The sequence below is a fragment of the Sphingomonas xinjiangensis genome, from assembly GCF_014199255.1.
Taxonomy (GTDB): domain Bacteria; phylum Pseudomonadota; class Alphaproteobacteria; order Sphingomonadales; family Sphingomonadaceae; genus Sphingomonas; species Sphingomonas xinjiangensis.
Map to the genome: position 1 here is coordinate 1 of NZ_JACIJF010000044.1, position 7,028 is coordinate 7,028.

The 7,028-nt window shown below is 61.3% G+C and carries 5 protein-coding genes and 2 pseudogenes; 4 read left to right on the forward strand and 3 right to left on the reverse strand.

Annotation, left to right across the window (positions count from 1 at the left end; genetic code table 11):
* Nucleotides 1-209: 209 nt before the first annotated feature.
* The 3 genes and pseudogenes from FHT02_RS20885 to FHT02_RS22345 all read left to right on the forward strand — a co-directional run.
* Nucleotides 210-401 (forward strand): annotated as a pseudogene (locus FHT02_RS20885) (HU family DNA-binding protein); the annotation flags it as partial.
* A gap of 308 nt (nt 402-709) precedes the next feature.
* Nucleotides 710-1,456: pseudogene (locus FHT02_RS20890) on the forward strand (IS5 family transposase).
* A gap of 246 nt (nt 1,457-1,702) precedes the next feature.
* On the forward strand, nt 1,703-1,987 hold the full coding sequence (locus FHT02_RS22345) for a BLUF domain-containing protein (protein ID WP_425506475.1): 285 nt from the start codon (nt 1,703-1,705) through the stop codon (nt 1,985-1,987).
* A 364-nt stretch (nt 1,988-2,351) separates the two neighbouring features.
* Here the strand turns inward: FHT02_RS22345 and FHT02_RS20900 are convergent, their stop codons facing one another.
* The 3 genes from FHT02_RS20900 to FHT02_RS21805 form a co-directional block, all read right to left on the reverse strand.
* Nucleotides 2,352-2,831 (reverse strand): RES domain-containing protein, encoded by a 480-nt coding sequence (locus tag FHT02_RS20900; protein ID WP_184092114.1) that lies wholly within the window; start codon nt 2,829-2,831, stop codon nt 2,352-2,354.
* On the reverse strand, nt 2,828-3,262 hold the full coding sequence (locus FHT02_RS20905; protein ID WP_184092116.1) for an antitoxin Xre-like helix-turn-helix domain-containing protein: 435 nt from the start codon (nt 3,260-3,262) through the stop codon (nt 2,828-2,830). The genes FHT02_RS20900 and FHT02_RS20905 overlap by 4 nt, the downstream gene beginning before the upstream one ends.
* Before the next feature lie 644 nt (nt 3,263-3,906).
* Nucleotides 3,907-4,884 (reverse strand): SGNH/GDSL hydrolase family protein, encoded by a 978-nt coding sequence (locus tag FHT02_RS21805; protein WP_184092118.1) that lies wholly within the window; start codon nt 4,882-4,884, stop codon nt 3,907-3,909.
* Between the two features lie 438 nt (nt 4,885-5,322).
* On the opposite strand from FHT02_RS21805, the gene FHT02_RS20915 reads away from it, so the two are divergent.
* Nucleotides 5,323-6,753: a DUF6880 family protein gene (locus FHT02_RS20915; RefSeq protein WP_184092120.1), complete on the forward strand. Its 1,431-nt coding sequence runs from the start codon at nt 5,323-5,325 to the stop codon at nt 6,751-6,753.
* Nucleotides 6,754-7,028: the final 275 nt, after the last annotated feature.

The following is a 7,028-nucleotide window of genomic DNA, read 5'->3' on the forward strand; positions in this document are numbered from 1 at the left end:
CACTCTCCTTTCGGAGTGCCAAAGGACACTCCTGAGTGCTCATCGCCTCGCGCAGCAGAGCTCCGACCGCAATACGGGTCAGGTCGGACGCTTACGCTGGCTGTACCCAATCGACTGGCAGCAGCTCTCCGACTCGATCAGGTTCAAGCGCGCTGGTTCACAGTGCGAGCAATGCGCCCGACCACATCTGCGCCATGTTGCGCACCTGGGCGATGCCCGATCAGATCGCGTCAGCTGCCGCAAAGGGCCAAGATGTTGCCATCCAGGGCTTCGGCAAGTTCTCCGTGAAGCACCGTCCTGAGCGTCAGGGGCGAAATCCCTCAACTGGCGCAGCCATGACGATCACGGCAGGCAAGAAGATGACGAGCACGGTCGCTAAGGGGCTGAAGGACAAGCTCTGAGGTGAAAAGCGCCGACGGTGACCTCGTCGCGCATTAGCAAAGGTCGGCTGCTTTGAGCCAGTAGGCCTGAGCGCGCTAGATACACAGGGCCTCCCAGCCCCTGAAAGGGGCGGGCGCGGGAGGCCCTGTGTGGTGCAGAGTGTGGGACTCCAGTGCACCACAGATGTTGCTAAGGCCGCAAAGTTAAAGATGCGTGACGACCTCGGCCGAGCCGATCACCCGGTGCAAGCCGGCGGCTGACATGCTTAGGGTCAGGACCCATTGATGTGAGCGTCGTGATCTGATTCAGGCTCCGCAAGGAGACTGGAATGAGCGACCTGTTTTGGCTGACAGATGAGCAGATCGAGCGGATGCGGCCGTTCTTCCCGAAAAGCCATGGCCGGCCGAGGGTGGATGACCGGCGGGTGTTGAGCGGCATCGTGTTCGTCGACCGCAACGGGCTGCGCTGGCGGGATGCACCCAGCGACTACGGTCCGCACAAGACGCTGTACAACCGATGGAAGCGTTGGGGCGAGGCTGGTGTGTTCACGCGGATGATGGAAGGTCTGGCTGCAACTGGCGCCGAGCCGAATGATCGATGCAACGTACCTGAAGGCGCACCGCACGGCATCCAGCCTGCGGGTAAAAAGGGGGCTTGGCCGCCTGATCGGCCGCACCAAAGGCGGCATGAACACCAAGCTCCATGCCGTTGCCGACGCGAACGGGCGCCCCTTGAGCTTCTTCATGACTGCCGGACAGGTCAGCGACTACACCGGCGCGGCAGCGCTCCTCGACGATATGCCCAAGCCGCAGTGGCTGCTGGGCGACCGCGGATACGACGCAGACTGGTTCAGAGACGCTCTCCAGGCCAAGGGCATCCAGCCCTGCATCCCGGGTCGGCGATCCCGCAACGAACCGGCCAGGTATGATAAGGCCGCTATCGGCGCCGAAGCCGCATCGAAACAATGTTCGGCCGCCTCAAGGATTGGCGCCGCGTCACCACTCGCTACGACCGCTGCCCCACCGCCTTCTTCTCGGCCATCGCCCTCGCTGCCACCGTCATCTTCTGGCTGTGATCAACGAGTCCTGACCCTAGCTAGCTCAACCCTGCCATCGTGAAGCTGAGCCAAAATCGGCTCTACTGAACGTTCAGGCGAGGCCCACCAACGTGACGGTGCTTGCACGCTGCCGGAGTAGGTATAGCTATGTGAAATGAGCTTTGCCGAACCTCTCCGACGGATTGTGTATGTCAGCCGATCTATAGGATTAAGCCCCGGCCGCGACCGGGAAGCGATCCTCGCTACTTCCCGCCGGAACACGGCATAGATGGCGTTACAGGAATCTTGTGGGCGGAAGGTGACCGCTATCTCCAATATCTCGAAGGGCCACGCGACAGCGTCGAGAACACGTTCGAGCGGATTACCAAGGACGCACGCCACGAGAAAGTGACTGTGATCAACACCGGGGAACAGGAAGTGCGCCTGTTTGGGGAGTGGGCCATGGCAGGCCTCCCGGGAGAGGCGCCACGGGACGCAAGATCGCGCCTAAGCTCAATGCTTCATAATGCCCCGAAAGATATCCTGGAATTATTCCCCGGGCTCGAATGAGCTTGTCCTAAAGAACTGCAGCGCCTGCCGCTTTGGGGTGGGTAAGACAGAGGCCGGAGACCCAACCGTCGCCGTTTCGGCCGAGGCACTCACCTTCTGGCTATGACCAATGATTGCCGACCTTGATCAACGTTCCATGTGTTGACTAATAGCCGCGGAGTGTTAGCGGCCGGTTCGGCCTGACCTGCCACGAACGCGCATTCCGCCATGTTGATGAATCGGCTTGTTATTGGATGCAAGCTCGCAAAGAGTTCGCTCGCTTCCTTCCTTCTCACCAGCGCCTCGGGGGCGGCCCTGTCATCTGCCTCTTGATATGACGTCCAAGACGTTCTGGCTCGTTCGTTCTTCAAGGCGGAAAACTCGATTATCCATACAGCCGTTCGTCCCACCACACAGGTTCCGGTAGCTCGTGGGTAATCTGCGCCACGTCAGGATGCCGAGGGTTGATCAGGACGTTCCTCTCGAGCCTTGCCGGTATCGACGGTACGAGGAGGAGGGCGCTTCGCTTCCCATCGTACCAGTCCGCGCCAATCGCCTTGCAGAGGCTCTCGTCCTTCCCGTCCCATCCAGGACAGGAGGCTGGCTGAAAAACCTCGTAGCTTGTCCCGTTCGGTATGGTGATGCGGATGTAGTGCTGGTTGGGCGGGAGCACGCTATTGGCGTGGATTAGCTTCTCCAGCATAGCCGTTGAGTAGTGCTCTGACGCGTAAATGATGGGGCATGTGGGCGTGTTCCAGCGGCCGGGGTAGAGGCGCGCACCTTCGCTGTCGTAGATTGGATGCGCGCCATCGGGATCGCCAATACGGTACGCGGTAAGGACCCGATCCGTCCGGCTCCCTTTCACGCGCCCCCGCCGTAAGCCGCCCGCCCCAGCAGGTTAATGACGAGATCCGCGCCGGGACTTGTGGCGAGTGCCACGTCCAGTGGCGGCTTATCATCGAGCATGGCATGCGGACGGCGAAGGAACTCGCGTGCTTTCTCCGGCGCCTGGTAGATCTCGAGCGCGAAGCTAAACACCTTGGCGAGCCGCGCCAGCCGGTCACCTTCTTCGCTCGTCAGTCGCTGCGCGGATGTCTTCCGACGGCGCTCGAGGGTGGCCTTTGGCACCAAACGGAACTTGAAGCGGGCGTCATCGGGCGCCACAGTATCAGCTAGGCGGTCGAGCGCCGCCACGGGCAACCCGCTCTCTATCGAGTTGGATAGAGCAAGACGAGACGATTGCCGGCCGGCGTTCACGCCGAGCAGCGCCTCAATCGATGCAGGCTGAGATGCCATAACAACTCCTTTCCAGTTGAGGCTTACATATGCCTCATATGGGTCCATGGCAAGGCCACCACGTGCCTGTGCTGCTCAAGACATCATCTGCTCGATTGCAATCCCAATCTGCTCGGCCGCATCACGATTGCGCCCGACGGCGGTGGTTAGAAGACCTCATCCCCAAGCACCCAAGGCCGAGCGACGAAACTTCCAGTCCTGCGAGCCGAGCTTTCGAATTTCCATAACCACAACTCCGTGTTCAATAGCGACCAGGCGCGGCGCGCGCTTGCCAGCCGAGCAGCGAACGCGGCGGCCCGCGCGCCGTAAAGCCGCCCCGTCTCCAGGTCATCGACCGACATTTCCTCAGGCGCGGCGTCGGCGTCGCATCCATACAGTCAATCCGATGAGGATCCGAGCTCAGACACCCGGGTCGTCGCTTGTGGAGATTTGCTGCCGGGCTACTTCCAGGTTTCTACCGGCTTTGTGGGATTGAAGGATCTCGGGCGATCGCCCGTCGAGGGCAGCCAACTGCGATGATGGCGATCACCCGAGCCGGAAGCATCTCCTAATACCTAGCTCGAGCTCGATCCTCTGCAAAGCGCCGGGCCACGCACGGATCGTGCAGAGGTGGGCCATGTATCCTCCTCCGACGAGAGACTGGCTCAGGTGGCCAGCGTCCTTGTCGAGCGGCGGCGATACCGCAGGGAGGCAGCAATAGCGCCGAAGCCGGCGATCATCATAAGCCAGGTAGTTGGTTCAGGGACAGCTTGAACAGCGGTCAGACCGAACTGCTGATCCAGCTCACGATAGCCCGCAGCCTGGATTGCGGCGGTCGGGTGGACCCCATCGAAGGAGAAATAGCCGGCGCAACCAGTTGATTGTGCGCCTGCTTCGACGCAGCTGATGTCCAGGCGCTGCGGTGGCAAGCCCAACGAAGATGGGTCTGTCTGAGCACGATGGTAGAGGTCGCTGATGCTGTAGAAGAACAGGTCGGTGTCAGTGTTCAAGGAGAGATTGCCGAGCGCGGCGTTCAAATAGCCATTGGCTTCGGTAGTGAAGGGATCCCCAGCTAACGGAAAGTCGGTCATGAAGATGTTACGGGCGCCGAGGTCGTTCAACGTCTGCACCCCTGCTACATATTGTTCAGCCGCGGCCCGCAGGTAGCTGCTGGTGTCGGGGAACGTACCAATCGCTCCCTCCTCGCCAAAAACTCCATGGGCACCGAAAACATCATTCCCACCAAAGTTAACCATATAAAGCCCGTTCGGATCAAGAGCTTGGCCGGAAAGCAGAAACGCATTGAGCTGAGCTCGAAGGTCCGGGATAGCGTCTCCTGTGTCCACGATCCGCGCTCCACCAAAGGCAAAGTTGCTGCCGCCTAACAAAGAAGGTGTAGTCGGCACCCCGAAGAGATCTAAAGATAGAAGGTCAGGATAGTCGTAGCCGTTAGTGAACCGATTCTGAAAATAACCAAGCGCCGGATCGGGCCTTATGCCACCATTAGCAACATAAAGGTTGCCAGCATCCACCAAGCTATCGCCGAAGACTGTTAGAGAGGTGAAGCGAGCGGTGTCTCTCTCCGCCACCGCGGGGTTCGCTGCTAACGTGCCCAGGATACCGAGCGCATAGATCCAACCCATTCTCATGAACCTCTCCCTGTTTACTCGACCGCGGCGTCTGACCAATACAACGAGGCCCTAAGACCCCCCGCCTGTTCTGCCTTGCTAACGTGGCGCTCGCAAGACCAGTAACTTACATGGCTGAAGTGCTGCTAATCGCTCCATCAGGCGGAATTTGAAGCTGGCAAACCCAACGACGCATCGCACCGCCAACGAAGCCGGGCCAAGCATCATCCAGCTGACAGGACTGCGCCAGTAGCTGCCTTTCTGAGCCCCTCCCCTCTTCCCCAAAACCTGCCGTAGGTTCATCTCGGCCGAGCGGCGGGTTTGACGCTTCGCCACAATCGGGCTGAACGGCATGGGGCGGTTGACCTCCGTCCTTGGGAACGCCACGGCGTCAGCCGGTCTCCGAATTGTCGCACCGCTTGACGAATTAGGCCGTGATCGCGACGGAGGCACATGCCGTCCGAGACGACGCTGAATGTGAAGAACCTCGCCGCGCTTGGAGCCGAGCGCCTGGCGGAGCTGTTGCTCGCCATGACCGCCGGTGACGCTGCGGCCAAGCGCCGGTTGCGGCTCGAACTGGCGAGCCGCAGCGGCGGTGATGTCGCGAGCGAGATCCGCAAGCGACTCGTCTTCATCGCCAAATCTCGCTCGTTCGTCGACTGGCGAAAGGTGAAGGAACTCGCCCGTGACCTCGAGGCGCAGCGCGCGGCGATTGCCGCCCATGTCGCGGCAACGAGCCCGGGCCAGGCTTTTGACCTTCTTTGGCGCATGCTGGAGATGGCGCCTTCTATCTACGAACGTTGTGACGACAGCAACGGCTCAATCGGCAGCATCATCGCTTCCGTACGGGACGATCTCGGCGCAATCGCCGCTGAAGCCGGCCAGCCGGTAGGCGCTTTGGCCGATCGAGTTTTTCAGGCGGTCTGCGCGAACGACTATGGCCAGTTCGACGAGTTGATCAGCTTGACGGCGCCGGCGCTCGGGCCTGACGGGCTGAACCGGCTCAAGGTGCAGTTTGAGGAGTTGGGGACCACCGCTCCCTTGAGCGCCGCCGGCGGCAAAGGCCGGGTAGTCGGGTTGAGTACGCGCGGGCCGATCTACCAAGAGGATTACGAGCGGGGCCATAATGCCCGCCTAGTCCGGTCGGCGCTGACCGAGATTGCCGATGCGCTTGGAGATGTCGACGGGTTCGCGGGCCGCTACTCGGACGAGGAACGCGCCAACCCCGCAATCGCAGCGGCGATCGCCGAGCGGATGCTTGCGGCTGATCGCGCCAACGAGGCGCTTGCGGCGCTCGACGGGGCGGCGGACGGTAACCTCCTAGGCGGCCACTGGCCCGACTGGCAGCGCGTGCGGATCGAGGTGCTCGACGCCCTTGGACGGTCCGGCGACGCACAGGACGAGCGCTGGCAAGCGTTCGAGCGCGGTCTCGATGCTGGATACCTCCGGGCACACCTCAAGCGGCTGCCGGATTTTGACGACATAGAGGCAGAGGAGCGGGCTCTCAGCTTCGCGTCATGCTTTGCCAGTTTTCATCAAGCGCTCGCCTTCCTGATCGACTGGCCCGCGCTCGATCGCGCCGCCGGACTCATAATGGCTCGGACCGGCGAACTTGACGGCGACCATTACTGGCTACTGACCCCCGCCGCCGACGCGCTCGAGCAGCGTCATCCGCTCGCCGCCACGCTCGTGCTTCGAGCGATGATTGATCGCTCACTTGATGCCGCCAAGTACAAGCGCTACGGCCACGCCGCCCGCCATCTCCAGACCTGCGAGCATCTCGCCAGGCGGATCGACAATTTTGCCGTGCATCCAAACCATGTCGAATACGTGGCGGACCTCAGGCGGCGTCACGGACGAAAGAGCGGCTTCTGGAATGCATGAGTAAACGGAGCGGCACGTCACGAAGAAGCGGCGGCACGAATGGGGAATGATAGGGCCGGCCTGACCCACTAGTAGACATTCAGACCATCCTTCTCGCTTCCCAGAAGCGGACGCTCAATCATCTCGACCTCGCGTGACCGCTAAGCGCCAAACTCTGCCATCCCAGGGTGCTATAGCGCATCCCAAAAGATGGTGTATCGCGGCGGCTGCGTTTCGAAAGCAGATGGAATGGCAGCCCCTTCACGTACGATGCCTGGATCGGGGTCGAACCTGAC